General features: G+C 58.9%; 30 protein-coding genes. All 30 read right to left on the bottom strand.

Features of this window, described 5'->3' with window-relative positions; genetic code table 11:
• Positions 1 to 59: 59 nt before the first annotated feature.
• The 30 genes from FTO74_RS14525 to FTO74_RS14380 all read right to left on the bottom strand — a co-directional run bounded on the left by FTO74_RS14525 (position 60) and on the right by FTO74_RS14380 (position 25436).
• Positions 60 to 2249 carry a hypothetical protein gene (locus tag FTO74_RS14525; RefSeq protein ID WP_162538795.1) on the bottom strand — a complete coding sequence of 730 codons (2190 nt, stop codon included), beginning with the start codon at positions 2247 to 2249 and terminating at the stop codon, positions 60 to 62.
• Positions 2249 to 2965: a hypothetical protein gene (locus tag FTO74_RS14520; RefSeq protein WP_162538794.1), complete on the bottom strand. Its 717-nt coding sequence runs from the start codon at positions 2963 to 2965 to the stop codon at positions 2249 to 2251. Before FTO74_RS14520 ends, FTO74_RS14525 begins: the two co-directional genes overlap by 1 nt.
• Positions 2965 to 3837, bottom strand: coding sequence for a hypothetical protein (locus FTO74_RS14515; protein ID WP_162538793.1), 873 nt, complete (start codon positions 3835 to 3837; stop codon positions 2965 to 2967). The genes FTO74_RS14520 and FTO74_RS14515 overlap by 1 nt, the downstream gene beginning before the upstream one ends.
• Entirely contained in the window at positions 3838 to 7830 is a 3993-nt protein-coding gene (locus tag FTO74_RS14510) for a hypothetical protein (RefSeq protein ID WP_162538792.1), read from the bottom strand.
• Positions 7830 to 8282 carry a hypothetical protein gene (locus tag FTO74_RS14505; protein WP_162538791.1) on the bottom strand — a complete coding sequence of 151 codons (453 nt, stop codon included), beginning with the start codon at positions 8280 to 8282 and terminating at the stop codon, positions 7830 to 7832. Before FTO74_RS14505 ends, FTO74_RS14510 begins: the two co-directional genes overlap by 1 nt.
• Entirely contained in the window at positions 8282 to 9049 is a 768-nt protein-coding gene (locus FTO74_RS14500) for a hypothetical protein (RefSeq protein ID WP_162538790.1), read from the bottom strand. The genes FTO74_RS14505 and FTO74_RS14500 overlap by 1 nt, the downstream gene beginning before the upstream one ends.
• Positions 9050 to 9218: 169 nt before the next feature.
• Complete coding sequence (locus FTO74_RS14495; RefSeq protein WP_162538789.1) at positions 9219 to 10220, bottom strand: phage tail tube protein; 1002 nt, start codon at positions 10218 to 10220, stop codon at positions 9219 to 9221.
• Positions 10217 to 10525, bottom strand: a complete 309-nt coding sequence (locus FTO74_RS14490) for a hypothetical protein (protein WP_162538788.1) — start codon at positions 10523 to 10525, stop codon at positions 10217 to 10219. The genes FTO74_RS14495 and FTO74_RS14490 overlap by 4 nt, the downstream gene beginning before the upstream one ends.
• The gene (locus FTO74_RS14485) at positions 10512 to 11009 is read right to left on the bottom strand and encodes a hypothetical protein (protein WP_162538787.1); all 498 of its coding nucleotides are present in this window, start codon (positions 11007 to 11009) and stop codon (positions 10512 to 10514) included. The genes FTO74_RS14490 and FTO74_RS14485 overlap by 14 nt, the downstream gene beginning before the upstream one ends.
• Positions 11006 to 11638, bottom strand: coding sequence for a phage virion morphogenesis protein (locus FTO74_RS14480; protein ID WP_162538786.1), 633 nt, complete (start codon positions 11636 to 11638; stop codon positions 11006 to 11008). The genes FTO74_RS14485 and FTO74_RS14480 overlap by 4 nt, the downstream gene beginning before the upstream one ends.
• Positions 11638 to 12069 (bottom strand): DUF1320 domain-containing protein, encoded by a 432-nt coding sequence (locus FTO74_RS14475; RefSeq protein WP_162538785.1) that lies wholly within the window; start codon positions 12067 to 12069, stop codon positions 11638 to 11640. Before FTO74_RS14475 ends, FTO74_RS14480 begins: the two co-directional genes overlap by 1 nt.
• Positions 12069 to 12389, bottom strand: coding sequence for a hypothetical protein (locus FTO74_RS14470; protein ID WP_162538784.1), 321 nt, complete (start codon positions 12387 to 12389; stop codon positions 12069 to 12071). The genes FTO74_RS14475 and FTO74_RS14470 overlap by 1 nt, the downstream gene beginning before the upstream one ends.
• 77 nt (positions 12390 to 12466) lie before the next feature.
• The gene (locus tag FTO74_RS14465) at positions 12467 to 13429 is read right to left on the bottom strand and encodes a hypothetical protein (protein WP_162538783.1); all 963 of its coding nucleotides are present in this window, start codon (positions 13427 to 13429) and stop codon (positions 12467 to 12469) included.
• A gap of 70 nt (positions 13430 to 13499) precedes the next feature.
• Positions 13500 to 13889, bottom strand: a complete 390-nt coding sequence (locus tag FTO74_RS14460; RefSeq protein WP_162538782.1) for a hypothetical protein — start codon at positions 13887 to 13889, stop codon at positions 13500 to 13502.
• A 187-nt stretch (positions 13890 to 14076) separates the two neighbouring features.
• Positions 14077 to 15096, bottom strand: a complete 1020-nt coding sequence (locus tag FTO74_RS14455) for a hypothetical protein (protein WP_162538781.1) — start codon at positions 15094 to 15096, stop codon at positions 14077 to 14079.
• A gap of 64 nt (positions 15097 to 15160) precedes the next feature.
• Positions 15161 to 15943: a phage minor head protein gene (locus tag FTO74_RS14450; protein ID WP_162538780.1), complete on the bottom strand. Its 783-nt coding sequence runs from the start codon at positions 15941 to 15943 to the stop codon at positions 15161 to 15163.
• Positions 15943 to 17373 (bottom strand): DUF935 family protein, encoded by a 1431-nt coding sequence (locus tag FTO74_RS14445; RefSeq protein ID WP_162538779.1) that lies wholly within the window; start codon positions 17371 to 17373, stop codon positions 15943 to 15945. Before FTO74_RS14445 ends, FTO74_RS14450 begins: the two co-directional genes overlap by 1 nt.
• The gene (locus FTO74_RS14440; protein WP_162538778.1) at positions 17373 to 18917 is read right to left on the bottom strand and encodes a terminase family protein; all 1545 of its coding nucleotides are present in this window, start codon (positions 18915 to 18917) and stop codon (positions 17373 to 17375) included. Before FTO74_RS14440 ends, FTO74_RS14445 begins: the two co-directional genes overlap by 1 nt.
• Complete coding sequence (locus tag FTO74_RS14435) at positions 18901 to 19605, bottom strand: phage protein Gp27 family protein (RefSeq protein ID WP_162538777.1); 705 nt, start codon at positions 19603 to 19605, stop codon at positions 18901 to 18903. Before FTO74_RS14435 ends, FTO74_RS14440 begins: the two co-directional genes overlap by 17 nt.
• 11 nt (positions 19606 to 19616) lie before the next feature.
• On the bottom strand, positions 19617 to 19937 hold the full coding sequence (locus tag FTO74_RS14430) for a hypothetical protein (protein WP_162538776.1): 321 nt from the start codon (positions 19935 to 19937) through the stop codon (positions 19617 to 19619).
• 18 nt (positions 19938 to 19955) lie between these two features.
• Positions 19956 to 20480, bottom strand: a complete 525-nt coding sequence (locus FTO74_RS14425) for a hypothetical protein (RefSeq protein WP_162538775.1) — start codon at positions 20478 to 20480, stop codon at positions 19956 to 19958.
• Entirely contained in the window at positions 20477 to 20821 is a 345-nt protein-coding gene (locus tag FTO74_RS14420; protein WP_162538774.1) for a hypothetical protein, read from the bottom strand. The genes FTO74_RS14425 and FTO74_RS14420 overlap by 4 nt, the downstream gene beginning before the upstream one ends.
• Positions 20822 to 20926: 105 nt before the next feature.
• Positions 20927 to 21130 carry a hypothetical protein gene (locus tag FTO74_RS14415; protein WP_162538773.1) on the bottom strand — a complete coding sequence of 68 codons (204 nt, stop codon included), beginning with the start codon at positions 21128 to 21130 and terminating at the stop codon, positions 20927 to 20929.
• 204 nt (positions 21131 to 21334) lie between these two features.
• Positions 21335 to 21562: a hypothetical protein gene (locus tag FTO74_RS14410; RefSeq protein ID WP_162538772.1), complete on the bottom strand. Its 228-nt coding sequence runs from the start codon at positions 21560 to 21562 to the stop codon at positions 21335 to 21337.
• Positions 21563 to 21639: 77 nt separating this feature from the next.
• On the bottom strand, positions 21640 to 22482 hold the full coding sequence (locus FTO74_RS14405) for a hypothetical protein (RefSeq protein WP_162538771.1): 843 nt from the start codon (positions 22480 to 22482) through the stop codon (positions 21640 to 21642).
• A complete protein-coding gene (locus tag FTO74_RS14400) occupies positions 22482 to 22988 on the bottom strand; it encodes a glucosaminidase domain-containing protein (RefSeq protein ID WP_162538770.1) in 507 nt (168 codons plus the stop codon). The genes FTO74_RS14405 and FTO74_RS14400 overlap by 1 nt, the downstream gene beginning before the upstream one ends.
• 261 nt (positions 22989 to 23249) lie before the next feature.
• Complete coding sequence (locus FTO74_RS14395; RefSeq protein ID WP_162538769.1) at positions 23250 to 23618, bottom strand: hypothetical protein; 369 nt, start codon at positions 23616 to 23618, stop codon at positions 23250 to 23252.
• Positions 23619 to 23709: 91 nt separating this feature from the next.
• Positions 23710 to 24072 (bottom strand): hypothetical protein, encoded by a 363-nt coding sequence (locus tag FTO74_RS14390; protein ID WP_162538768.1) that lies wholly within the window; start codon positions 24070 to 24072, stop codon positions 23710 to 23712.
• 88 nt (positions 24073 to 24160) lie between these two features.
• A complete protein-coding gene (locus FTO74_RS14385) occupies positions 24161 to 24964 on the bottom strand; it encodes a DNA adenine methylase (protein ID WP_162538767.1) in 804 nt (267 codons plus the stop codon).
• Positions 24965 to 25031: 67 nt separating this feature from the next.
• Complete coding sequence (locus FTO74_RS14380) at positions 25032 to 25436, bottom strand: hypothetical protein (protein ID WP_162538766.1); 405 nt, start codon at positions 25434 to 25436, stop codon at positions 25032 to 25034.
• Between the last annotated feature and the right edge of the window lie 18 nt (positions 25437 to 25454).

The raw sequence follows: 25454 nt of genomic DNA, 5'->3' as shown, positions 1-25454 counted from the left end.
GCTGTATATGAAAATCTGAATCCCTCGAAGCCATACTATCCTGACGCCCCACGAACCGATCAATTCGACGGCCCGGAAGGCGACGACGAATCGGACGAGACCGCCCCTCCTCCGTAATTTGTGCTTGAGCCTGGCTGTACAAGGGGACTGCCTCCCGTGGTGGGCAAATAAGTGCCATAGAAAACGATCATGCTACCTGCTGGAACGGTCGGAAGGACATTGGCTGCGGGCACCTGAAAGCTCATCGTCGGCTGGGTGGCCATCGTCGTCATGGCGAGATAAACGGTGACGAGTTCGCCGGTCGGCACCTTCGCCAGCGAGACCGTTGGATAGGCAGTTGGAGCTTCCTGCCCGGCCCACCAGATCGAGAGATCGTTGATGTTGACGGTGACAGTCCCGTCATCCTCGGAGACAGGGGATGGCGTCGCCTGCATCACGTAATACTGAGCCTCTGGCAGCACTGAATCACCCATCGGCAAAAGGCTATTGGGTAGCGTCGAATAGGAGTCGCCGGGCGGATAGCTCACGTCTACAAATGCGGCAGGGTTGTATGTCTGGATCGTAAGGTCGCGCTGTGAGCCACTGCCGCTCGAGCTGGCTGGCTCAACAGCATTGTCGACCACTTCATAGTCGCCCGCGAACTCCGGCGAGGCCGTTGGGTCGATCGTAATGATGTCTCCGTTCTCAACCTCGGCGAGAGCGTTGCCGTTGACGTCGACAGACTCCAGATACCCGGAGATAGTGCCCTGAAACGGTGCCTTCCAGTTAGGGCCATCCGTGCCGAGATCGCGAGCCATCATCCACTGCATGATGCGATTCGTCTGGTCGAACGTGTTGTTGCCGAGGTCGTAATAAACAGGTGTTGCGCGCGGAATGGGAATGATGCCGGGAGCGACCTGGCCAACAGCTTTTTGATGGGCACGATGTTGCACCACGGTTGGGGCACGCTGCGAAAAGCGCGATTGCTGAGTGCCGATAAAACCACCCGTCGCAGAGGCTATCTTCTGCGGGCCGAAGCTCGTGTTGAATTGGTTCGGGATGGGCGGGGCCGAGATCACCGCTGGCTGATTGCCTGTCGTCGTCGAGTAGAGTTCGACTCGATAGTCACCGGCGAAATCTGCGTCATCGGAGCTGCCCGAATAAGTAAAGGAGTCTCCCGAGAATAAGGGCTGCTGCCCATTGGTGGTGAAAGTGCAGATGAACTTTGAATTAGCGTCGGCCTGAGTTACCTCTACGTTTACCACTTCAGTGACCGCAGGAATCCCAAGATCACGATATTGAGGGATGTAAACGTTGGAGGCCGTGCTCAGATCCTTCTTGCTGATCTTTACCGTATTGGGAACAACATTTCGCTGCGAAAAAGTGAATACCGACACGCGAGGGTCATCTCCGATGAACGCAATCACGCCGCCGCGTTCGCGTTTATAAGACCTGCAATTGCGCAGTTGCGTCTCCATCATGCTGGCAAGCGTTGCATCCGAGGCGAAGGCAAAGTTACCCGCGTAGGTAGGAGCACCATTCGAGAGAAGCGCCGCGTTGCGGTTGGCATGATCCACCAATGCGGGCCAGTCAAAGCACGCCTTCTCCGCACGAGTAAGTCCGGCAAGAGATGGCTGTTGCTGCTTGATCTGGTAGCGGAGGACGGTCTCTGTCATCTGCCACGTAGGATTGACCGTGAACCCATAGCCAGTTACTTCGCCGGTGGCATCGAACATGCGGCAACGAAGACTGCGATAGATGCCGGTCGGTTGCATCGCGACACTCGAAAGGACACCCACGTCGCCTGTTATCCCATCAGATGCCTGGATGATGCGGCGCACAAAATAATAGGCGAGGCCGCTATAGCAGAGCTGGGGAGTAACTGATGGAAAGTATCTGAGCCATATCTCGGAACCTTGGTCTGGCCCCTGACTAATAAGGTTGTTCGGAACACCCTTCGTAGCGAGCGAGCCGCCGTGAAAGTGGTAGTAAAGTGAACGGCTGTAATCGTCGCCCTGGTTGAATTTGTTCTGCGTGTAAAAAGAGCCGCCCCCGACTAATTGTTCATTGTCAGTTGAGAAAAAATCGGTAGGTGAGACAGAGAGATAGAGGCAACTGTCCCACTCGCCCTCTGCGAGGATGTACTGCTCGACAGTCGCTCCATCAGGACCAACCATCGAGTTGACCTTGCTGCCCTGGGCATAGACATACCCGACGCAAAACGGCAGCGCACGCGTGCTTTGCTGAACGTATTCAGGATTGAGGCCCATTAGCCGGGATTCCTCCCGTTGAAGACCCGGGTCGGCGCGGCCTGTGCGTACTGCGTATAGTCGAGCGCGGCTCCGTTCCACTCAAGCACGATCCCGTCGAAGCGCTCGATCGAGCTGCATGTGCCATAGCTGTTATCGCAAGGGATGGCGCTTGTGGAACCACAGTTGACGGTGCCGAAGCGTAGTGTGCATGAGACGCCGATCTGCCTGTTCGGCGCGGTGATTTTGGACCAGTTACAAAATCCTTCGACCGTGAGCGTCATGCTGTCGCCGTCCGCATCGATATCGATCTCGTCCACGTTGCCCTGGAAGCTGAATTCCGATAACTCACAGTCCTCGCGCCAAAGACGAAAATAAATAAGTGCGCTGCTGAACTCATCCTTGCTGAAGGAGAGAGCCGCGTCGCGGCGAATGCTATCTCCACTTACATTTTGAATGGTGATTGTCGCCGTTGCCGTCTGGGTCGATTTGTAAGTGCGAAAGACGGGCGGCGTAGTTATCCAGGGCTGGAACTGTACTGGAGGCAGGGTGAGAATCCCGCCGTCGCCACTTCCCGGCAGAGGATAAGTGTTGAGAACGGCTACAACTTTGGGACTTCCGTCAGACCAGAAATACAAATTGTTCGAGATGGTAAGTACTTCGAGCAGGCAGACAGGCGGCGAACCGCCGTTGGCCTGCATAACTGCTTTCGCTGGGATTGGAAGTGGATTCGACATTAGTAGATGTAAGTGACCGGTGGGAAGAGGATGCCTTTGCCAGCCCCTGAAGCCGCATTAGCCATAATCTTGATGCGATGAGAGTCGAGCGGCACATCGATCACCTCGACAGTGAGGGACGTGCTGCCATTAGGAGAGGTGCCAGCAGGTGCATTCAACTGGGTGACGGCACCACTGCTAAGGTTGAGACCAGACACGAGCAGCACGTTATCGAGATAGAGATCGATGACGCCGAGGGTCGCACCCAGCCGGAATGTCATCGAAAAGCCCCAGCCGACATAACCCATCTGTGCCCAGTCAGTACCAGCCACGGGAGCTGCGTCGTATGCCTCGAGCGCGGATGGCATTGACGCGGTAGAGCCAGCGGGAGCGGTGGGGGATATCTGGATTGCCCAAGCTCCCTGCATGAGCGCCACCCGTGGGCGCAGGTTGTCATCAGCAACATAGAGAGAGTGACCGTCATTGTCGAAATCGCTGGGATATTGCACCATCCGTGCTGTCGGATACTCCTCAAAAGTGAGGCCCTGGATGCTGTACTTTCCGTTAGCCGTTTGGACCGACTTAGGAACATTGGTGAAGCGCCCCACATAGTGACGTCCACCGCCGTCGATATCGATCAACGTGAAATATCCATCTTTGTAGGAGTGGTAGAACTGCTTGATTCGCTGCACGATACTCAGCGGCAGATTGTTCCACTGCAGGGAGAAGCTGTGTCCGGTATTTGTGAGGTCGCGGCTAAACCAACCACCGAGGCGCGGTCGCAATATCTGGCTGTTACTACCTGGCTCAAGCTCTGACATGTAGGCGGGGTTCGGGTTGAAATCGAGGCTCGTCTGCCAATCGAGAGGGTTGAAGATATCGGTCTCGGCCATTTAGATCGCGCCTCCCACGTCGCTCGCCATGCGCGTCACGCGCTTATTCGCGGCCTGCGATATCGCATCCATGCCGCCGCCGTTGACGAGCATATCTTTGAACGATTTGGCGTCGACGGCGCTGACGTTCCAGTGATGATGCGTATCACCACCGCCGGATGCGCTCGCAGCCGTCCCGGAGCTGCTCGAGCCTAGATACATCGCCGCGATGTCCTCCGGAGACGCGCCCGCGTTCGCGGCGGATAAGTATGGAGCGTGAGCACTGCTCGCGGCGGGGTTCATCACGGTCTCGCCAAGCATGGCGTGAATCATGCCTTCGTTGCTGCTGGTCGCAAAGTCGCCGAAGCCTGAGATCACACCGCCTGAGTGGAACTGGACAGCGGAGGCAGCCATGTAGTCATGACCGGCGCCGCCTAGCGCCTCGAGATCCTGAGTGATGTTTGCGACCATCGGATCGATGTAGGAAGTCTTCGCCCATGCGGCTGCGTCGAACCCCCACTTCTGGATCATGTAGTTGTAGCCCTGCGATGCAGTCTGATTGACCTCCGACAGCGCGCTGTAGACTGTGCCGCCGCTGCCCTGGCCATAGGCCAGCTCCTCTTGCGCGAGCTGGGGCTGCATCGTGCTCTTGTAGTACTGCTGTGCCTGGATGCGATTGCCTTCGCCACTAGCCCAGCCAACCAGACCGGCAACTGCGCCGCCGACAGCGCCGATTGTTGCGCCGATTGCAGCGCCCGGTGCCCCACCCAGCATCCCAATCGACGCGCCCATTGCAGCGCCACTTTCAGCTCCGGTCAGGATGCCGCTGGCTTTACCGCTCTCGAACGAGCTGATGATCCCCTCGGTGCCCGTGTAGGCCCCAACTCCGGCACCGACGATGCCGAGTCCGGCAGAGAGGCCGGAGCTGCCAGCCGCGCCATGATAGGCCGAATTAGCCCCCGAGCCGGGCACCGAACTGGATACCTTGGTTGGATCGTTCCAGGCTGCATCGGTATCTGCGGCTTCGGCAGCCGCAAAGCCTCCATCGGTTCCTGCAGGATTCAGGTTCGCAACATTATCTGCGGTGGACGCATTTGAGCTGGAGAGACTACCTGCACCAAGGGTGCTCAGCGTGTGCGCAGTAGACATCCCGTTTTTGAGAAGGTCTGATGTGCCGGAGATAACGGAAGCGGGTGCGACACCGGCGCTACGTGCCGCTGTCGTCTGGACTGCACCCAACTGTGCCACCGATGAGGAATTGCTGCCAGGTGCCGCTGTAAACGCCGCAGGCGCTGTGTAGGCATGATCTATTGTCCCAAGGCTCGCCGACGCGATGGCAGGGCTGCCAGCGCTAATGCTGGCCGTCCCAGTGGCTCCGGGACGAATGTACGCCTGGTCGATCGTGCCGGAGACGATATCGGCAGAAGTTGCCGTGCTGCTGGAGCGCGTGGAGGAAGCTGCAGCGGCGGGATGACCTCCAAGATGTTGAGCGATGAACCCGGAGATGCCGCCAGCGCTGGCCGCGCTGCCGCCGCTTGCGCCACCAGGCTGAAGAGTGCTCATTGAATTCCCAAACAAACCCTTGAAGGTCTCCGTCTGGGTCAGCCAGTCGGCGAGGATCTGGAAGAACATCTCCTTCATCTTGTTCTGGATGAACCGCACAGGATCATCAAACGCGCCCTGCAGCATCCCCGCGACCTGATGGCTCATCTGCTGGTTTAGCTCGAGGATCTGCGCATTGGCGACGCGATCGGCGTCGACCTTCTGTTGTTCGAACGGCGCTGTATCGCCGCCGGTCTTTTGCTGGTCCGCGTCGATCCGCGCTCGCATCTCCGTCTGTGCTGTCTGAATCTCGGCAACGGCTGACTGGTAATCCTGCACCCACCCAGCGAGTCCCTCACCGCGCACGCGGCGCTCGGCCTGCGCGGCCTCACGGTCCATCTGGAGAGTCTGCTGTTGGGTCTGCTGCGCGAGCCGCGTGCGGTCGGCATTCGATGCAGCGATGATTGAAGTGGTCTCATCCTGCAGTTGCTTCTGACCTTGGGCTTGCACGTCGGGAGGCACGTCCTTGCCGCCATAATTACGCGTCATGTCCCGCGTGGCGGCGTTGATCTGGCGCTGCTGGGCCGCGTCGATCTTGGCGTAGCCCTGTAGCCCGGCCTCGGTGCGACTATCGATCTCTGCTTTTACGCGATCGGTATATTGATCTTGCAGGGCGGTGAGCTTCTGAACTTCCTCGGTCTGTGCAGCCACTCGCCGCGCCGACGCGTTCTCCGGATCAAGCGTGCGGTCCGTATTGATCGCCTGGACCTGATTATCATGGTCCGCGACAATGCGGGCCGCGCCGGTGAGACCCGACTGCTGCGCATTGCGGACGATTTGCTGAGTCTGTTGCCACTGCTGTTGCAGCCGCTCTGCTCGTTCGTTGTCAAACCTTGCGGCGATCGCCGCCGTTGTCGCATCGGCTGTCTGCTTGCTTATATCCCCATCAAGATACTGACGAGTTATTGCATCAATGGCCTGCTTGCGCTGAGCCGTATAACGAGCTTCTCCCTCAAGGCCGGAGTTAATGGCCTCGTTCTGCGCGGCGATCCTTTCATCCCGCTCGTGACGTGAAGCAGCTATATTTTCGGCTGAAGCATCCAGACGTGCCTTATTGATGGCCTCGTTATATTCAGCCAATCCAGCAGTAGGATCGGCATGTGCCTGCTGACTGGCCGGATACTTTATGGGGTCTGCTTTAGTGTTCAGTTGAGATATACGCTCGAGAGCCTGTTCCCTCTGTTGCGTGTAATCGAGGTTGGCCTTGGCTATCTTCTCGCTATCGCTCTCTTTTGCGCCGATGCGGCCGAGGCTTCCCGAAACTGCCGAATCATATGCCATCCGATCCTGCAGCTGCTGCAGATTGCCCGTGTGCTTCAGCTCGTTGGCGCGCTGCTGCGCTGTCGCCTGGAGAGCAAGGTTTGATGCGAGAGTCTTATCGTCCTGTGCGCTAAAAGTTACATTGGCGGTTGCCTGTTGTGAGGTTGCGTCCGCACCGGCATATGATTCACCACCCGCACCAGCTCCAGCGAAGTACTGGAGCAAACCACCACCAGGCACATTCGCAACCCCGGCCTGGTCTTTCTTTTTCTGCAGCTCGTCGACGCGCCGCGATGTCTCCGCAAGCAGCGAGTTCGCAGTCTCAATTGAGGCTGTGTTGAATAGCTCTGTCTGACCGGCCTCGGCAGCCTTGACCTGGTAATCTTCAACAGCTTTGGTCACGTTGAACCACTCTTCGTAGACGTGGTAGATGCCCTCGGCGATACGTGCAAAAATCTCGATTGCGCCGAGTGCGAGCATCGCGTTTAGCATCCCGCTCAACAGTCCGATAACAGCCGGGATGCGTGAAAGCATCGTTTCCATCGCACGCGGAATCCTGATACCCAGCTCCTGCCCGAAGAGGCGCACGGAATCGAGCGATGTCGTCATGTGGCTGCCGAACTGTTGGATGGCCTCATCTGCGGGTCCGACCTCGCTGGGAAGGTTCTTGAAGCCGAAGACGTCCCCGACCATGCCGCCACGCTGCTGTGCCTGGATCGTCTGGAAGTTCGCAAAGCCATACGAACCGCCGCCGAGCCCGGCCATCCTCTGGGGGCTGCTCAAAAGCTGCTGTTGCGCCGCTGCAGCATACTTGGCCTGAGCGGCCTGCATGTTCTCCACCATCTGCTGCATCGCCGCGCTGGCTCTGGCAACCCGGGCACTCGTGTCGGATGCTGCCCGACCGATATCGGTGATGCCTGCCGCAGCAGAGGCCGAACTCATGCCCATCTGGCGCATCTCTGCATTCAGCGCGGCTGATGGCGAGACCGCCTGCTGAATCTTGGCGGTCGCATTCGTCATTGCCGTGCCGAGCTGCTCGGATGCCTCCTCGCCGACTACACCGATGTCGCGTATCGACGCCGTAACCTGATCGGCCCCGGCGAGAGCCTTGGTGTTATCGAGCTGAATCACGATCTGTACGAGTGTCGCCATCAGTTGCCTCTTCCCGCGAACTTGGTGGCGCATTTGAAGCACTGCTTGAGGAAGCGATTGTCCTGGCGCTCGCCGCAGGCCTCGCACGCTGGATGGTCGTACTCATACTCCTGCCGTGCGTTGCGCACGGCCTGGAGGCCGATGACGTCGGAACGGGTGATGGTGGAGGGATCGACGGGAACACCCAACTCGAGCGTGGTGGAAAGCTCAAGCAGATACGCGGCGCGGCGATAGTAACCGGGCGATAGCTCACGCTCCGGCAGTTCCTCGGCGGCGCGATCGCGTGTTGCCTTATCCGCGAGGCGCAGGATGGAATCCATGCGATGCAGGATCAGCGCCTCTTCGAAGAGGGCGCGGAGGGCGAGCTGGAGGCCCTCCGCATCTCTTTCGACCAGGATGGGCCGATCGCACTGGGCGACGGCCATCTCTGCGGATTGGATAGTGGCCTGCATTACTCCTGCTCAGCCGCCTCGGTGCTTACCGTGCCGTTCGGGTTGAAGAGTTCCTGTGCCGCCGAGAACTTGTGGTGCAGGTCCATCTCGGCGCGGATCTGCTCCACAGAGGTCAACGGCTTCCCGTCGACCGAGTACCCTTCGACGGAGAGGATCAGCTCGTCGTATAGATCGCAAAGGACAGCGTGCGCACCCGTGTAGATCGTCTTACCCGAGCGAGAGCCGCCGACCACGATACTGCGGCTCGACTCCTGGTTGTAGCGCTTGTACTGCGCATCAGTCGGCGTCTTGAGGATGTGCTTGAGTCCCTGATATTCATTCATCGCCCAGCTATCGCCGATGAGATGAACCGCCGACCACGCCGCATCGAGCAGAACTTCCTCTGCCTCTGCATGAATCACGAAATCCTCGGAAGCCTCGGAGCTGCGCACATTGGCCAGCGTCGCGCCCAACTGGCGACGGTGCGAGAGCGGCAGACGAGATTGCCAGTTCGGCACGTCCTCCAGCTTGTCAAAGCCTGCGACCTTATAGCCTTCGGCCTTGAGCAGGACACGCTCGGCAAGCATGACGCGGGGCGTCTCAAAATCCATCGTGTTTGCACGCTTTGCGCCCGTCTGCTCACTGGTGATGCGGATGGCAGCAAAGTAGGCGAGCCAGTCGGCGCGTTCGATGCGGCGGCAAAAGAGCGTGAAGGAGCGGTTGCGGTCGTGAAGGCGGATGATACGCAGCTTGGCGAGATCGAGCAGAACTTCCTGAGTTTCGGACATGGGTTTCCTCATTGTGAGTGGTTGGATTTTGGTGTTGCCAGGGTGAGGAACCCTGTACATCTTTGAGGTCGCGAAGTGGTGCAGCGCTCATCCGGCGGCGAAGGGGTGCTGCCGGTACTACAGAAGAAAAAGAACCGGGGACGTGCCCACATCCCCGGCGGAGAAAAATTTAGAGCGGCGCGAGGAACGCAGCCGTGTCGTTGATGACGAAGGCGCTGATCGCTGCCTGCGCTCCGACCTGGATGGAGCTGGTCTCATCAAGCGAGAGCGCCCAGGTGACGGTGTTATTTGTGTTGGTCACCTTGTTCGCGTTGAAGCGCACACTCGGGAAGGTAAAGCCGAAGCGATATGGAAGCGCAACGTTCGTGGCAATCGTGAGCGAGCAACGAATGCCGGACTCGAACCATCCGTTCACATCGTCGACGGCACCGGCGGCGATCGTCAGATCGACTGAAAATTTCCCATCACCGCTCGCGACGCTTCCCGAGGTGAGACCGTCTCCGGAGCTTTCATAAGCGGCTGATCCACGATCAAGCTTGATGCTGATCCCTTTTTGCCGACCGTTGAACGGCACCGCTGCACCGGCGGCAGGCGTGATCGTCACAATGACGTCCGAGCCAAGCAGATAGATGGCCTGCGCGAGCGCAGGGAGGGCCTCCATCGCGCCCGGATAAAATTTGCCTGTCCCGACCAGGTCAAGTGAGGCAGAGACCGCTCCACGTTCGGGCACGTCGATCGAAAGCGTCTTCGCCGCCATGTCTGCATACTTGCGCTTCACATCGTTGGTCTCTTCGACGTAGATGGTGGTGGCGGGCATCGTCGCCGTCACAGACGGAAGCGTGAACGTGTGCGTATAGGGGCCAGCGCCAACGACCGTCTCCTGCCCAAAGGCGAGCGACAGCATCCAGCCGAGCAGGAACGTATCGGCATCGTTCTTAATGGTGCCCGCAGTATCCCAGCTCGTGATCTGATCGTCCGTCGCCCACTCCGTGCCCTTGCCGGACGATTCTTTGTCGGTGCGATTCCCCGGAGTAGCCGAGATCGCGGAGCTGGGGTCGAAGCGCTGGCGCACGGTAAGGGCCGCATCGGCGAGGACGCCGCCATAGGCCGCCTGAGTGTTAGCGCTCAGGACAAGATTACGAGAACTCTGTTTTTGCAGGTTGATGCTCATGCGGTCGGCTCCTTGGAGGCTTCAGGTTCGGTTGGTTCTGATGTGGATACAACGGGAGCAACGGGCGCAGGCGTAGCGGCAGGGACCGGAGCTGCAACAGGAGCCAGCTCAAACAGTAGCTCGCCCTCCGGATTCGCATAATGCTTGAGGAAGCCATTCCACTCATAATGGCGCTCCACGCGTGTCTCCTGACCAGGCGTGAAGACGAGAGTGCGGCGTCCGTTCGATACGCGCAGTGGTATGCCATCCGCCATACCCATGCCAGCCGCAGTCAGTTGGACCTGGACGAAATCATTGCCCGCCATAGATAGCCTCCGGATATGCGTTGGGTCCAGGGAAGAGTGCGAGGCCGGGAACCTCGAAGCCGATCGCGTAAGCGGTGCCAAGGCCCTTTACGGGCCGAGGCTCCATCGACACGATCAGGACTGGCTCAGATGCCTCGCGTGTGGGAAGCGCGATCCGCGCACCGGTGAGCAGATCGCAGACCCTGCTGGCGAGCTGCAGGGATGCGATTGCCTGGTCTGCTGGCGAAGTGCGGTCCTGGTCGGCACAGATAGCCACGAACCGGCCAGCAGCGTCATAGCTGAGCCGCTGTGAGTCCATCATGGGATTGAAGGATGCGCCGCCGAAGAAGGTGCGAACCGAGGGCGGCGTAAGTACCAGGTCATCGCCCGAAAAGTCGTTCTCGGAGACCGGCGCGACATCGCAGTCGGCCAGTCCCGCAACCAAGAGCGCCATGCACGCGGACCAGACCAGGTCGAAGTGGAAGGTGCCTTGAGCCTCGCTCACGCTACACCTCCGGCAGCCAGGCCGCGCCCGGCGATGTAGAGATCGAGCGCCTCAACGAACCGCTGCGGATCTTCGGGGCGAAGGACAGCGAACGGACGAGCAGGGATGTTCTGGTAGCGCTCGTGATCGGGAACCGAGATCTTCCGGCCTGGTCCTTCGATCGCAGCCTTGCGCCCGCGTGCGCTCCTATCGAAGAGACGTCCGAAGCCAAGCCGACGCGAATAGTCGTAGGCCCCGACCTTGACCTGACGGCCTTCGATCCGCGCCTGCGGCCCAGTCGATCCTGCCAGATCAGCCGAGCCAAAGTTCTGGACGGCTGCATAGGGGATCTCGCTGCCGGTGCCAACCACAACCTCGTCGCCTTTGACGTCGAAGCGAATCGAACGAAAGAGATTGCCGAGGAGGTAGAGGAGCTTGTGTGGCTTGAACCCTTTGCGGAGAGTAGTAGACAGAGCGAACGGCACCCAGGAGCCAGAGGGTGAACCCTGCTCAACCATCGTCAGATGGATCGAGTCCACCATCATGCGGCCGAGGATTCTATACATGGCCGCACGATCGGAGATGCTGGCGCGGTAATCACCGAGGCTCAGCAATACCGCACGATCATTCACCTGTACCGACGCCGCCATTATTCGAAGCCTCTCAAGTTGCGATCGCTGAATTTGTTGGGCCGAGTAGAGCGAACTACAGGTCCCGACGATGCTTGATCGATAGTCCCGATCGGTTGATCCAGGCTGGCCTTTCCGGCTGAGATGTCTCGCAGCATCTTCATGGCGTCCTGGTAGTTATTGGTGACTGCTTCGGGGATCGGGCCTGTGCGGCGCGAATAGAGCAGGTAGATCGCGATTGTGCAGGTAAGGCCAACCAGCTCGTTCGTCGGCTGCAGCGGCAGCTTGTAGCGAAGACGACAGTACAGCTCGACCTGGCCCGAGGCTTCGTCCAGCTTCTCGGAGACGACGCCGGGATCGATCTCCGGCGGTCTGCCGTCGCCGGTCAACTGAGCGAGTGTCAGCGACTGGATGCGGCCCGGTACCAGGTCGGACTGTGCTGCGTATGCCATCAGCCCTTCACGGCCTTTGCGGCGGCGATAACGGCAGCGAGGATTGCATCCTTGCCAGAGCTGGCGTCGAGCGTGAGGCCGAGAAGGGTGCCCTGCTCGACCAGCTCCGCCACGGTGAGCTTCGCGAGAGTTGACTCACCCAGCACAACGGCCTGGATGGCAACAGGCGCATCAGCCTCGCGGATGGAGCCGTACTTGCGGAGGCGGTCAGCCTCTTCGGTTGTGAGCGCGATAGGCTTGCCCGTCTGGTAGAGCTTGCGATTGTGACGAATCGGCGACGTGGTGACATAGTTCGTGGTGATGGGGGTTACAACGTCCATGATGGTCTCCTTATGCGGCTGCCGGGAACCTTAGCCCCGGCAGCCCTGCTTACTGCCCTTCGGTAAAAAATCGTGGATTAGCCTTCGACTTCAGGAGCGTTGGCTCCGTAAGCCGGGACCGCACAGCAGCCGTTGAAGGTGAAGAGACAGCCGGGGGCGGTGAGCTTCAGATCGTAGTAGCGCTCGATCGAAGAGATGGTGGTCTTCTTGTTGAGGTAGGGATCGGGGAAGGTCATGACGCCATAACCGCCGACTGTGCCGGGAGCCGCAGTCCAGTCGAACTGCTTCATAGCGCTGATATCCATCTGACTCGGTGCCTGCTGACTATAACCGAGTACCGCGCTCTCGCCCCACACCCATGTCTCGTTATTGTCGTCATCCAGTACATAGGCGGATGCACGAGATACGGGCACCTCGAAGAGAGCGGAGAGCGCATCCGTGTCGTAGACGCCGGTGGTGTTGGTGTACTTCAGGCGGTCAACGATATCAGGATGGTTCTTCACTGCCGTGTAGACAGGGTCAGAGAAGATGAGGAAGTTGGCGTCCACTCCGTTCTGACGGATCGCCGACTTGGCCGCATCGATCACGGTAATGGGGTCAGATGCCACGTTGTCCCACATCGATGCTCCGGACAAGGTCTGCGTGTTGGGAACGAGTGCTGGATTCAGCACGATGTTGGCGCATTCGACCTCCGCATCGAGCGTCATCTGATCCATCAGGAACGCAACCAGCGCCTGCTCCTCGCTGAAGCCGAGGCCGAGGCCATACTGCTGAGCCTCGAACGGCACGTTACCTTCGAGAGCGTGGCCGTGGCAGAAGTAGGTGTCGGCACCGAAGGTCGTACGTACACTCTGCGGACGAGCACCAGGCGCGCGGCGTGTCTGACGCGTGAGGCGCGAGTTGGACTTGTCCCACTTCACATACTGGTAAGACTGGCGATCGACAGGGACACGCGGTGCGATCATGTCGATCATCATCTTGTTGTTGCGGATACGCTGCATGTAGTTCGACAACGCAACGTTCAGCGTTCCTATCGGCATTACTGGGGCGAATCCACCCATCTTGAACCTGCTTTCTTCCGCTCAGCGGAAAGAGATCAATCAGAATTTGTTAGCGAATAAAAGGCGTGATGAAGGCTGTTCCGTAATCGCCGATAGCCGCGATGCTCGAGACAGCACGAGCGATGACGTTGTCGCCGATTGCGGCGCTCGGGATGAGCTGCCCGGTCGCATTCGAGACGAGATATGCAGGCGCATTGAGAACAGCTCCGGCGATGAAGACGGCCTCGCCTGAGACACGCACAGCACAGTCGTCGCCGACGTTGATGACGTCCTCTTCGAGAAGGCCGAGGCATTGCGCATTGGCCGTCGCGGGGATAACGTGCTGTGGGTCGGCACCCTGCATCACTGCGGTGCCGCGCTTCATCCCGGCCACTCCGGCCTGGTAAGTCCGGGTCAGATGCCCGGCATCGATAACTCCGGTTTTTTCAACTGCTGGCATAGTCTCAACCTTTCGCCCGAGGGCACATCTGAAATTGCGAATCAGCCTCTCCGGACAACCGCGGCCCGGAGAGGCTAGTCATTGCGCTAGACCTGTCCTGCTGCCGCGCCTCCCGGCACGGTAAGCTCGGGACGCTCAGCAGCTACTTCAAGCGACGCCTTGGCCCAGTCCAGCTTCGGGTTCTCCTTCATGCGTGCCTGGATGGCCTCGGCGAAGAGGACAGAGTTGGGGTCAGCCTTGACGCGATCGGACTCATTGAACTGCACGCCGCCGGAAGTAGACTGCCGGGGCCGTGCCCGGTATAAGCGCGTCCAGCCGGTACGATCTGCGGAAAGGACTCCATGAACGTGACCAGGATCTCGAGCGGCGTCTGCTTCTTTTTCTTGTCGCCCTCGCCGAACTCGATGACGGTCTCAGCCTTCGCGAGTTCATCGAACAGGATGGTAAGGCCGTCGCGGTCGAAGGCCGGAACCCACTTACCGGAAGACTTCAGGCCGGAGATGGCATTCGCGGCACGCGTCTTGGACGCGGCAGTCTCAGATGCGGTCTTCGTCTCAGTGAAGTTCTTATCATGCGAATCGAGCTTCGCCTGGAGAGGCGCAACGGCAGCGGCGACAGCGGCGGCGGCGACCTCTCCGGAGATGCGCTTCACATCGGCCTCACTGAAGTTCGCCTGCGATGACTGCGCCCCGAACATACCCGGGAAGCGCTTCTGAAGGGAATCAATGAATCCCTCCATCCATTTGGTCTGCTGCTGTTCCGACTGCTCGGTTGCCATATCCTTCTCCTCTGCGAACTCGATCTCGACCGATTCGCTGTCCTCGTTTTCAAACTTGATGTCTGCAAGACCTTTCACTTCAGGGGGCGAACCGCCGAGGAAGCCAACATGGCGAAGAGCGAATCCCTTCGCACTGCTGTAGAGAGAGACAGACCGCTTTTTGTAGCGGCCTGCCTCCACTGCCTCTTCAAATGCCGGAACGATCTGCTTGAACTTGCCCTGCAGCTTGGCTCCAACGCGGCGTAGACTCTCCACCCACGCATAAGCCGGTGCGTCTGTCGCCGGATGACCGATGACAACCGGAGCTTCATGGTGGGCAGGATCGTAGTTCGCGATGATCTGATCGATGTCAGAGCTGGAGTATTCGCCCTTGTCGCCGTAGTTACCGGCCTCGAACAGATCAACCCACTGATTGGTAAGTTTGCTCACTAACGGGATAGTAAGTTTGTAAGTCAAAAGCCCGACTTATGGATGGCTCAGGGCTTGAGGTTGTCTAGAAGAGGCCACCAAAACTAACCGGTGCGGCGGCGGCCATCCTTAGAACGCCTAGCCTTGTAGTTCCGTCTTCACTCGCATCGTCACTTACTTCGCTGGGTAGTTTGGCGATGGTGGTACATCTGCAACCGAAATCACATGGAGGATAGATTCTGTTCCACACAGGATCGGTAGCACGCGCCGTAAAGCCTTCGAGTGCCGCGTGCGCAGGACGAACTGCATCATCGCGCATGGTGAGGAATGTCCAGAACGGAAGCGCATCCACCATTGCAGGATCAGTCTGCTGCTCGTAGCGCCCTTGGCCATATGCTCTGTGCGTCGCGATCTCGAAGGCATTATCCAGGCTGAACGCATTGATACGCTCAACTCCTTCGTCGCTGGTCATCTTATTGACGACTGCGGCGAAGTCATCGCTATTGCCGCCGTGTTGCACAACGTCGGCTAACTCATCGCGGACATTCTTGATAAGTCGAAGATCGGCGTTCCCGGCAAGAGTGAAGGCCAACCTGCGATATTGCGCAGTAAGTCCATCGAAGGTCTCCTTTGTAACTGGAGTAAGTGACCTGATGTACTGCGCGGCGTCATCGTTGGGTAAGTCAAAACCGAAGCCAAGATTCAAACTATCCGCACCGGCTTCGGCGAAGTTGAGGCGTGAGCTTGTCGCCAGGGGAAGCGACTTACCAGTCCTCCGCTTTGCCGCAGTCAGCACGTCGACTCTTCCGAGTACATTCGCCGCAGCCAGGTGCGTAGCCAGGATGTCGACGAGCTGGGGACGCGCCATCAGTTACCACCGCGTGAGAGGCGCTCCGCGACTTGCCGGGTGCGAGTGCGGAATTCAATCATCGACTCCCGCTTCATCTGAGCCGACAGCTTATCCAATCGAGCGATCCCGAAGTCGGCCTCCTTTACGTCCTCGCTGCTCTCAGCGAAGGCCGCGCCAGGCAGAGCCGGGACGGCTCCCGAGACATTCGGGATCAGCGCCTGGTCATCCTCGCCCACGGGCGGGATCTCCAGCACTTGAGCTGCCCACTTGGCCGGGATCGGCACGCCGATCCGCTGGGCCCCGGTCATGATCGCAAGCTTGCCCGTCAGATCCTTGTCTTCGGCGATATCCCAACTGAACCGTGGAGGGGGCACGTTTGGGCCGAAGTTCCAGAGATGAACGGGCCGAAGGATCTGATTATTGATTACCGCATTCTCTTTCTTAGCCAGCGAGATCGAACGCTTCTCAAATGTGTCCGCGTGGGTGTTGCCCTGAGCATTGGAACCTTTGCCGCCTTCATTGCCGAAGCTAGTAAGTGTCTCCCCTTTGATTGCACGCGCGATCGCGTATTGCATCTGCGTAAAGAGCTTCTCGTAGATCCCCGGATCACTTCCACGGGCTACCTTCAGAAGGTCGACGTCGTAATCCATATTCTGCGGAATGGCCATCGCAACGCCATCTACCAGGCCCTCTGCGCACTCGACAGCGAACTGCATCTCCTGGGCGGACGCTCCTTCCGCATATCGTGCGACGGCGGTCCCATTTGCTTTACCTCCCGCCTTGAGCCATAGGCCGAGAATCTGGCGCTTGAACCAACTGGGCCAGAACGCATTCTTTAGAAGCGGCCTGCCCATGCGATTGCGCGAGCGGCCACGATAGCTGAAGACTGCAAATTTCTCGGCGGGAACTATAGTGCCCGTAGACGACCCCACATAGTCGAGAAGCTGGATAGGACCAGTCTGAGGCTGGAACCGCTCGCCGAAGAGAAACATCTCCTGTGGGCAATCATCGATCGATAAGAGCGATGCCTGCCCCATGCTCGTATCGAACATCAGCTCAGCGCAGGAGAAGCCATACGGTGCCGCGTCGAGGAGCGTATCCATCGCGGCGTCAAAGTCCACGCCATCGAGCTGGGCCTTGGCGAAGTCGCGGGCATCCAGGGCGGCCTGGCTGTCGTCGCCCGGCTCAATCGTCCACTCGCGCTCAAGAACGCTGAGCTTCAGCTCGTCTAGTGCGGAGCTGACATCATCGTCCTTATCTTCCAGCTCGCGATAAAGCGGGATGGCTTGGCTGCCGCCGTAGGTCATCTGCTGCCAGATATGCGTGGGGTCGCGCAGGCCGCTGAATGCGTTCGTATTGAGCCAGCCGGCCATAATCGCCTGCTGCAATATCTGCTGTGTAACGAGCTGCCCTTGCGGCGGCAGCGGCGGAATTGTCTGGTCTGCCATCAATAACCTCTCAACTGTTGTCCCACTGTGGGGTTGGAGCTTCTAGCCATCCCGACCGATACGGTGTTTGACCCCGCAGAGTATGTCGCCAGGGCACACGCCCAGAAGCGATCGGCGTGCTGGTAGCCCTTCTGCTTTGCTCCACCGGCTACTGCCGTCTCGATCGGCACACGCGGAGCGTCGAAGGTAACGCCTGTCGACGTCGGCACGCGCTTGATGGCCTGCAGCTCCGTCCGGATGTCCATGTGATACGGGATACGTTCCTTCGCGCCTTCCATCGAACGCTTGAGCTTGATGGCGAGGTCAACCTTCATGCTCACCGCACCGTCCTCAGTGGCAGTCGTAGCGCGGTTCTTTTTGCGCTTCTCGTCGCGGAGTCGGCTCGAACCTGCGAAATTCACGCCCATAACCTTGCCGGGACAGCTCACGTTCAATAGATCCCATAGAGCAATACCCATGCCTGTCGAGTCGAGCGCTGTGCGGCTCGTCATCTTCACATAGGGCGTCAACATCTCGCACTGCTTGGGGAAGGTCACACCATGCAGCGCGATGACCATACGCGTCCAGAGCACATCGCCGATCTGCTCTTTGAGCCAGAAAGTAGTCTGGTCACCCACGCGTCCGACGTCGATACCTGCGAAGAGCTTCCCACGCGGCCTATAGCCTCCAGGCAGATCGAGCGTCGCACCATCGTCCTCGGCGCTCTGGATAAGTTCGAGCGGCAGCCATGCGCCAGTAGATTTCAGGAAGATGCAACGGAACTCCTGGTTGACGACATCGTCATCCTGGATCATCTGCTGCATCTCTTCCATGTTGATCGGGCAGCCGTCCGCGATCGCCATCTCGGCGTCGATCCAATGAACGGACCAGCCCTTGTACTTCTGGAAGTTATGCTCGGGGGCTACTCCATCTACAAGTCCCAGTTCTTTGCATAGGTCGTAGAACTTACCCTGCTCGCCGTTCGGCGTAGATAGTACGCGGATCTTATGACCGAGAGACGTCTGCCGTGTAATAGCAGCCCAGATCGCATAGCTCTCACCATGATGGCCAAACTCGTCCAGGATGGCGTTGCCTGGATAACCACGCGCCGTTCTTGCGTTCGCCGCAAGTGCGATGATGCGAGACCCATTAGGAAGAGTGACGCGCTGCTGGATGGCTTCGTACTCGCCCAGCTCGTCATAGAAGCTCTCGTCCTGATAGAGCTGGACAGCTCCCTGCATCAGCTCAAGCAGCGTGTGGCACGTCTGAATGAACTCAACCGACTGAGGCTTCGAAGCGCTGAGGACCGTCCATGTTTCTTTCGGATGGGCGATGCAGTCGAGGACCGCTTCGAGCGCCGTGGCAAATGAGAAGCCGATGCGGGCAGACTTGACCGCGATCTTCATGCGAGCGCCGTCGTCGATCCAGCGCTGCTGGTACGGCCTCATCTGCAATACAGCGGGGTGCGACGGCTGCGGGGGACTCGGGGGCGCGGCTATGCCGCTGGCGATCATGCCAACGCCGAGGACAGCCGCCTGCATCAGCCCCTTAGCTGTGCGCTGCATTCGCCTCTACCTTCGCCAACGGCGGCAAGCCGAAGACACGCTCGCGCAGCCTGTCGATGTCTTCCTGAGTAACAACGCCCTTCGCAGCTTTCTTCGACGCCCTGGCGGTCTCTTCGTCCATACGCTTGCGACGCAGCTCGGCGTCCTTCTCCATCTGCGCCATCTTGCGTTCATCGACTGCAACACGGCGCTCGCGGATATCATTCGCTCGCGCCCTCTGCATCACTTCGCCGAGTACGATGAGGGCCTTGGCTGCATTCTCGCGCCCCTTCACAGAGCCATTCTCAGACAGCACGGACATGAACGTATCGCGTGCGGCGTTCAGCACGGCCTGATCGCCATCCTTTACGACAGAGGTGGCAAATGCTTCGGCGATCTTCCGCGCCTGTTCGGAGCGGGCCACTACATCGCGCTGAACCTGATCGACGCGGATGTCATACCAGCGGTGCAGATTCGAGTGAGGGATGCGCATGTCCGGAAACAGCTCGAGCACAGGCGTCTCCAGCTTCTCCCACTCGACAAATCCCGGCTTGCCATCACCAACCGGCTCCGCAGACAGCTCCTCAATCTCCTGCCACGTCTTACCCATGACGTTACGCAGGTGCAGGATCGCCTCATGCACACTGATGGGCAGTCGATCGATCTTGAGCGGTTGTTTCGTTTTGCGAGCATCACCCGTCTTGGCCATTCGTCAGTACCTCAGAGCAGGACGGTGTCTTCGGTGATCTTGCCGTCGAGCAGACGCAGGCCACGGGCGCAGAGCTGGATGTGGGTGATCGACGTGCGATTCGTACGCCGATCCTTATCAGTCGCGAACTCGATCAGCTCGAGCACTTCGAGATCCTGCAGATAAGTGATGACGTCGTTCTCGCCGACGTCGATCCCGATGCCGCGCAGCATGTGCCACAGCTCGACATGATCGAAGCGGCTGTTCTGTGCGCGATGCCGCCTGCGCACCAGCTCAAGGATCGCGCCTCGCGCCCTGCCATCACGAACTGCATCGTCAAGCCTGTTTTCCATCTCACCCTCGTCTTTCGTTTATTTCTTGGTCAGCTCTTCTACCTGCGCTGCCATCTTCGTCACGATGCCGCTCAAGCTGGATAGCCCTTCAGCAGCCTCACGGCTCTTTTGGCCCGCATAGTCCACCAACGTCGCCATGCGCTCCTGGTCGCGGTCATCGCGGTCGGCGGTGCGTTGCATTGCATCTGCCTGATCGCGTGCGGCAGCGGCCAGCTTCACCTGTTCATCCGCAACCCGGTCCATCGAACCTGCGAAGCGATCTCCGAGCTTCGAGAGGACTTCGAGGAGCCGAAGCGATATCCCGTAGACAACCCACAGCGCGAACATGGCGAGGAAGTACCACGGCCCCCACTTCTCAAGCAGCTCGAACCCTTTATCGGGGTTGGTGCGGACCAGCTCCACCAGCGCATAAATGACTGAGCCGCCCCCGAAGAAGCTGCCGCCGATGATGAATGCCTGTCCAAGCTTCCGGCGCATGTCGGTCGATTGGGAGCCGGGTGCCGCACCGCCTGGCGCGGCACCGGGGATGTTGAGCTGGGTCATTTGGCGGGAGTCTCCTGCACGAGCTGCGGGCCGGTGACGCCCTCCGACTGCAGCTCGCGGCCCAATGTGACCGCATCGCCGAGGCTTTGCTTGAGAGCACCCTCTGCCCCCGCCGAGTTATGCGATCTCATGTACACACCGGCAAGCGCGATCTGCTGGAGAATCGTCAAGACGTCCTGTTCATGGCGTTTGATCGCGGACCGGAACGTGACCGGGAAACCGAACGCGCCAACAAGGAGCAAAGTCATCGCCGACGTCGGGGTCAACTGCCCGGTCAACAGCAGCGCGATCGCAGCCAGTAGGAGCACCCCTGCCAGCAGGTAAGTCTTCTTTCCAGCCAACCACTCCCTAACCGTCCTCATACTCACCCTCCCAGATGCCTCAAATTTGCGCAGAAAAATACCTGCCACGCGTGGCGCGAATTATTGCGCCCCCTTACTACCCACTCACCAGCTGACGAAGCCCTGAGGCGCTGCCCGCGTGCAAGTGTCTTTGCACGTCGGACACGCGATCGACAGGTAATCGCCGTCCCGAAAATCTGCGACGAACGTAACCTCTTTCGCCGTAGCCTCGAACATCGCGTGGCAGCGGCTGCAGTCGAACCTGACGACCTGCTGCGCTGCCTGGATTCCTTCGCGGATGATGCGCATCTCAACCCCTCCCTAATGCCCGAGATGCCACTCCCGGCAAAACTCACATTCGTATGGGTGCAGGCCGCTCGCCGTTCGCAACGTCCCTGCATCCTGGTAAACCTTCAGCGCCGCGCTGGCGGCCGCCTCGGTCGGGTGCCTTTCCTTGCCCTCGCAGGCCCGCTCATAGCGGGCCGTCAAGTACGGAAGCGCCTCCATCGCGCCTCACTTGTGAAGTGCGATGGACCGGTTGGCCGTCATCCGCGCATCGCGGATCTGGCGCTGAGCCGCGCTACGGTCGGCGCTGGACGGACACTGTTCCAGGACGACACGCTCGAAGTTCTTGGCGGCTGCGTTGATCGCCGCATACCGCTCGATCTGATCGGGTGATGGCGCGTGGTAGCCATATGCATGGTCGAGGTCCGCTTCCTGCTCTGCACTCAATTTCGACATTTACCCCTCCTCAAACTCTGTTTATTGCGGGCGGCACCTTTAGGGGAGCCGCCCGCGTCGCTATGCCTCTCTCAGGCTTAGAACCCCTGAGAGGTCTCGTAGGCATAGACCACATGAAAGTTGTGGCCGGTCGCCATTTCTACCTTGTGCTTGTCCAGATAGGGCGCGATGTCCCGCAGTTTCAGCGTGCGAGCCTCGGCGACAGCGGCGTTCTGAGCAGGCGTCTGCGTGGTCTGCAGAGCGCCGTCCATCAGCAGTAATACCTCGCGGACCGCGACGATGGCAGTCTTCGCCGCCGCCACGCTTACCGGGTTGGTGATGTGGGTTGCCGCGAGGAACTGGTTGGCGTTGACGGCCAGCACCTGCTGCAGCGCGGTCGAGATGCTGGCCAGCGTCCCATCGTTCGGAGTCGCCGTATAGTCATCGCACGCGACCTTCAGCGCGGCGAAGGCTGCATCGAAGGTCTGCTGTGCCGCAGAGATCAGCGCGGCGTCCGCAGGCGCGAAGGTTGCAAGCGTCGTCGAAAGCGCGTCGACAGCCAGGACGACTTCCGGTTCGTAGCTGACGATCTTCGCGACGACGGCCTTGGCGTCGGCCTGCTGCTTGACTGTGCAGCCGGTGAGGCCGAACATCAGCGAGAAGCACAGTACGAGCGCCACAATCGCCTTGGGAGCGACCGAGATACCGGAGGAGTGCTGCCCGAACCATGCAAGGATCTGGCCTTCGACATACCCTTCGGAGACGTACCAGGGCTTCTTGGTAATTGCCAGCGTGAGTGCGGTGCCGTCGTAGCTATATGTGGCAGTCACACCACTGTGCTCGATCGTGCCCTCATCACCGGACACCACAACGTCGTACTTTTCGTGAAGCAGTGTGACGGCGGCGGTGAACTGATCGCGCGTCAGAGCAATAGGGTCCATTACGCAACTTCCGTTTCTGCAGCCGGGGGCTGCGGGAGTGTGTCGTATTGCGTGAGGTTGTAATCGCGCATGAGCGCGACCAGGCTAGAGGCATAGCTCGCAGAGGTTGAATAACCCGCATGCTGAAGTGCGAGTGCGAAATTGAAGGGAAACTCCGCATAGCCCATCGCCGCACGATATCTTGCAGCGGTAGCGAGCAAGGCTCCATGAGCTTCGAAGCTATCGGCTTCGCTTTGATAGCGAGCGAAGAGAGCGTGGACAAGGACACGCTTACCCTTCACATACTCTGCGGTGAGGAATTCAACGTAAGTGTTCGGAGCACCAATATGCGACTGCTTGATGCCGAAATAATTGTTCGCCTTGACTGCTAGTTCGGAAGCTCCCCAGGAACTCTCGATGATCCACTGGGCCAGGGTGACAGACGCGGGAACATGCCACCTTGCCTGCGTAGCTTGAGCTGCTGGCACCGCCGCACGAAGTCTCGCCATCTGTTCCGGTGTCGCCATGTAACTCCCCTGACCACGGCTTTCACTCGACCGGGATGTCTGCCAAGGCAGACATCCCGACTACGAGGGCTCTGGCACTTCCCGCGACCTCCTTTCCTTTTGAGATAAGTGGTTGCGAATGCACAGGACGCTGACCGCGAGGTCGTAGTTGGAGAGTAAGTGCGCTCTCTAGATATGCAATTTATGGGTGAATCAATTGGAGAGGTTGGCCCTAAAAGCAAAAGCCGCCTCGCTTAGCGAGGCGGCTGCTTTCACAATCGATCAATCCTTCTTAGCCCAACGAGTGTCGACAGCATTCTTGGCAATCTTTTTTCGCGCAGCCGGAGTAAGTGCTTCAGCGCGGGCTTTCCCCCCAATCTTGCCGCCGATCGATCCGATCGCCGCCATCTCCTCAGAGGTTCTAGCCGTATGAATTGCAACTCGATGTGACTGTTCTGAGCGATGCTCCGCGCTTTTTGTCAGCCCCAAATTTCCTGCCGCATAGCCTATGGATTTCGCCGTTCGCCCCAATTTTGTGGCGATTTTCGCATTTGTAGTAGTCGCGAATGCTCGTCTCAGGAACGCCAATTCCTCTTCCGTCCAAATCCGCCACCGGCCAGGACCGGCAATCGGTATCTTCTTTCTTGGCATGATTGCCTCCGGATTCTTCGCCGGGTTACGTACCGGCACCGAGGTACCACCCTCAGACGCACCGCTTACCCCTAGTTGGGCGCGGCGGAGCTTATGACGCCAACGGAGGAAAGCCCTTGACGCAACTAAGGGGCTTATCGAAAAGGCGAAGCGCTGGAGCGTCGAACCACTCACCATCGCGCTTCGTCGCGTTGGCCAAGTCACGAATCATCACGACAGCGAAGCGGCCCCGAGAGTTATGACCGGAGACATTACAAATCATCAGATCTTGGGCCTGCTCAAGAGAATGGCACTCGGTCAGATACTCTTGATAGTCAACAAGGACCCGGTCATGGCCGTTTTCAGCCGTCTCAACTGACTTATAGGACTCAACACAAAGCAGGTGGGTGGGATATGTGTGTGCATCTCGACCATTGTTGTCAGCGTCCGCGAATACTTTGAATGCCTTCTCCATTTGAAACTCCTAGTGAGGTTGGTTACCTCTGAGAAAAATATACTTGAGCGACTATTCCCGGTCAAGGCTTATTTCTAAAAATAATCACCTACTTGGGAAGCGTGTAGTTTGCCAGGAGCAGCTCTGCCGCTTTGCGGGACCGTGCCTCCTGGCTGCTACCCAGCGAGTAACCCACCGCGACCTTCATCGTCTTGAGGCCATGCTTGCGGGCGAGCTGCCGCACCTCAGAGCAATCATCGAAGCTCATGAGGAACTTGCCCTTCAGACCCGCGAGCAGCTCGAAGAGTTCCATGCGGCGCTCTTCGCTCAGAGCGTCATAGCGTCCGTTCGGCTGGAAGTGAACATAGGGCGGATCGAGATAGAGGAAGCTCTCAGCCGAGTCGTAGCGCGTGAGGATCTCCGCGAAGTCTCGCTGCTCGATCAGCACGTTGCGCAGCCGGGCAGCCGTCTGGTCGAGCAGATCCCGCACGCGGTCGAGCGAGCGGCGCAGCTTGTTGCCCTGGCATCCCTTGGCGCTCGAGCCTGCGAAGTGTTCTCCCTTGGAGCCGTAGGAGTACCAGGCGAGATAAACGAAGCGGAGCGCCCGCTGCAGCTCGTCAGGCTGCTCGGGTGAGGCGAGCAGCTCGCGGAAGCGGCCCGCATGGACGATCTCGTGATCGAACATCTCCGCCAGGGCAGCGGGCCGGTGCTTAGCCACACGGAAGAAGTTCACCACCTCCCCGTTCAGATCGTTCATAATCTCGCGCTCTGACGCGGGTTTGGCGAAGAGCAGCTTGGCCGATCCGGCGAAGACCTCGACATAGATGCGATGTTCAGGGATCAGCCCGAGCAGCGTGTTCTTGAGCGCACGCTTACCACCAGGCCACGCGAATGGGGATTGAGGAATCTTCATTCGCCTGAGCGTAGCTCGAAACCAAAGGCGAAGTAAAGGCGAAAGTACTGATTAGGTAAATCTGACCCTAAAGTCTTGGATAGACTTTCACTTCATCAATTCCAGCGGCTTCCAGAGCGCTAGACCTCATAGCATCTTTATTGGCTAGGCAAGACTTGAATGCATCGGACGATGAACCTGCCGCTTGAGTGATACGACATGTTTTGGTCCATTCCAGGTATCTCCAAAGAAAGTTGGCGACCTTTAGTTCATTCTGTCCCACAGCACTCCGCGCTGCCGCCATGACACTCTTCCTAGCATTCAGAAAGTTCAGAGAATAGGCCATCTCCGACGATAAAACGTCGATTCCATCAGTATCCTGTATTGCCTCAAGCGTCTTGTCTTTGAAGACTTGACGCAAAGATGGCGGATTCTGTGCCATACAGTGCAGCGTTGCGAGCAGCAGCAAAATTGCGATGCTAGTCTTCTTCATTCTGTCCTCTTTTGCTAG

Source organism: Granulicella sp. WH15 (genome assembly GCF_009914315.1).
Classification (GTDB): domain Bacteria; phylum Acidobacteriota; class Terriglobia; order Terriglobales; family Acidobacteriaceae; genus Edaphobacter.
Note: the sequence above shows the minus strand (reverse complement) of the source record. Positions and strands in the feature narration are given on the sequence as shown.

Coding starts and splice junctions, on each gene's coding strand:
- FTO74_RS14525 (WP_162538795.1), bottom strand. CDS start 2,249: ATGGGCCTCAATCCTGAATACGTTCAGCAAAGCACGCGTGCGCTGCCG.
- FTO74_RS14520 (WP_162538794.1), bottom strand. CDS start 2,965: ATGTCGAATCCACTTCCAATCCCAGCGAAAGCAGTTATGCAGGCCAAC.
- FTO74_RS14515 (WP_162538793.1), bottom strand. CDS start 3,837: ATGGCCGAGACCGATATCTTCAACCCTCTCGATTGGCAGACGAGCCTC.
- FTO74_RS14510 (WP_162538792.1), bottom strand. CDS start 7,830: ATGGCGACACTCGTACAGATCGTGATTCAGCTCGATAACACCAAGGCT.
- FTO74_RS14505 (WP_162538791.1), bottom strand. CDS start 8,282: ATGCAGGCCACTATCCAATCCGCAGAGATGGCCGTCGCCCAGTGCGAT.
- FTO74_RS14500 (WP_162538790.1), bottom strand. CDS start 9,049: ATGTCCGAAACTCAGGAAGTTCTGCTCGATCTCGCCAAGCTGCGTATC.
- FTO74_RS14495 (WP_162538789.1), bottom strand. CDS start 10,220: ATGAGCATCAACCTGCAAAAACAGAGTTCTCGTAATCTTGTCCTGAGC.
- FTO74_RS14490 (WP_162538788.1), bottom strand. CDS start 10,525: ATGGCGGGCAATGATTTCGTCCAGGTCCAACTGACTGCGGCTGGCATG.
- FTO74_RS14480 (WP_162538786.1), bottom strand. CDS start 11,638: ATGGCGGCGTCGGTACAGGTGAATGATCGTGCGGTATTGCTGAGCCTC.
- FTO74_RS14475 (WP_162538785.1), bottom strand. CDS start 12,069: ATGGCATACGCAGCACAGTCCGACCTGGTACCGGGCCGCATCCAGTCG.
- FTO74_RS14470 (WP_162538784.1), bottom strand. CDS start 12,389: ATGGACGTTGTAACCCCCATCACCACGAACTATGTCACCACGTCGCCG.
- FTO74_RS14465 (WP_162538783.1), bottom strand. CDS start 13,429: ATGCCGATAGGAACGCTGAACGTTGCGTTGTCGAACTACATGCAGCGT.
- FTO74_RS14460 (WP_162538782.1), bottom strand. CDS start 13,889: ATGCCAGCAGTTGAAAAAACCGGAGTTATCGATGCCGGGCATCTGACC.
- FTO74_RS14450 (WP_162538780.1), bottom strand. CDS start 15,943: ATGGCGCGTCCCCAGCTCGTCGACATCCTGGCTACGCACCTGGCTGCG.
- FTO74_RS14445 (WP_162538779.1), bottom strand. CDS start 17,373: ATGGCAGACCAGACAATTCCGCCGCTGCCGCCGCAAGGGCAGCTCGTT.
- FTO74_RS14440 (WP_162538778.1), bottom strand. CDS start 18,917: ATGCAGCGCACAGCTAAGGGGCTGATGCAGGCGGCTGTCCTCGGCGTT.
- FTO74_RS14435 (WP_162538777.1), bottom strand. CDS start 19,605: ATGGCCAAGACGGGTGATGCTCGCAAAACGAAACAACCGCTCAAGATC.
- FTO74_RS14430 (WP_162538776.1), bottom strand. CDS start 19,937: ATGGAAAACAGGCTTGACGATGCAGTTCGTGATGGCAGGGCGCGAGGC.
- FTO74_RS14425 (WP_162538775.1), bottom strand. CDS start 20,480: ATGACCCAGCTCAACATCCCCGGTGCCGCGCCAGGCGGTGCGGCACCC.
- FTO74_RS14415 (WP_162538773.1), bottom strand. CDS start 21,130: ATGCGCATCATCCGCGAAGGAATCCAGGCAGCGCAGCAGGTCGTCAGG.
- FTO74_RS14410 (WP_162538772.1), bottom strand. CDS start 21,562: ATGTCGAAATTGAGTGCAGAGCAGGAAGCGGACCTCGACCATGCATAT.
- FTO74_RS14405 (WP_162538771.1), bottom strand. CDS start 22,482: ATGGACCCTATTGCTCTGACGCGCGATCAGTTCACCGCCGCCGTCACA.
- FTO74_RS14400 (WP_162538770.1), bottom strand. CDS start 22,988: ATGGCGACACCGGAACAGATGGCGAGACTTCGTGCGGCGGTGCCAGCA.
- FTO74_RS14395 (WP_162538769.1), bottom strand. CDS start 23,618: ATGCCAAGAAAGAAGATACCGATTGCCGGTCCTGGCCGGTGGCGGATT.
- FTO74_RS14390 (WP_162538768.1), bottom strand. CDS start 24,072: ATGGAGAAGGCATTCAAAGTATTCGCGGACGCTGACAACAATGGTCGA.
- FTO74_RS14385 (WP_162538767.1), bottom strand. CDS start 24,964: ATGAAGATTCCTCAATCCCCATTCGCGTGGCCTGGTGGTAAGCGTGCG.
- FTO74_RS14380 (WP_162538766.1), bottom strand. CDS start 25,436: ATGAAGAAGACTAGCATCGCAATTTTGCTGCTGCTCGCAACGCTGCAC.